Below are 535 nucleotides of genomic sequence, written 5' to 3'. Positions count from 1 at the left end.
CAGCCAGCGCATCAGGAAGCGCATCGAGGAGGCGTTCGGCTGGATCAAGACGGTTGCCGGGCAGGACAAGACGAAGTTCCGCGGTCGCGACCGTGTCGGATGGGCCTTCACCTTCGCGGCCGCCGCCTACAATCTCGTGCGGCTGCCCAAGCTGATGATGGAGACCGGCTGATGGCCAGGGTCCCCGCCTTCGCCAAGGCCTTCGCCGGCCGTTGGCGCATCGTCGAGATGGACACCTGGGACAATGAGTTCCTCGACCTTGTCGAGGAGGCGCACCTCACGTTCAAGGGCGCGGCGAACGGTGAAATCGCCTTTGGCGCGCTCAAGGGCTTCCTCGACGTCCGCTACGGTGCACGAGACGGTTCCGCCTGCGCGGAGTTCTCGTGGGAGGGACACGACGAGAATGATCCCGCCTGCGGTCGCGGATGGGCCTCAATCGGCACCGCCGGCCGCCTCGTCGGGCACTTCCACATCCACAACGGCGACGAGTCAGGCTTCGTCTGCGAACGCGTCTGACTTCTTCAACAGCCTGCTA

General features: G+C 65.2%; 2 protein-coding genes. Both read left to right on the top strand.

Annotated features, from left to right (window positions below; all coding sequences use genetic code 11):
• A partial coding sequence (locus ACFPOB_RS27350) for a transposase (RefSeq protein ID WP_377801429.1) occupies positions 1-172 on the top strand: 172 nt, incomplete at its 5' end.
• Entirely contained in the window at positions 172-516 is a 345-nt protein-coding gene (locus ACFPOB_RS27345) for a hypothetical protein (protein ID WP_068203926.1), read from the top strand. The genes ACFPOB_RS27350 and ACFPOB_RS27345, both read left to right, overlap by 1 nt.
• The last annotated feature ends 19 nt before the right edge of the window (positions 517-535 follow it).

The organism is Allobosea eneae (genome assembly GCF_042657265.1).
GTDB lineage: Bacteria > Pseudomonadota > Alphaproteobacteria > Rhizobiales > Beijerinckiaceae > Allobosea > Allobosea eneae.
Note: the sequence above shows the minus strand (reverse complement) of the source record. Positions and strands in the feature narration are given on the sequence as shown.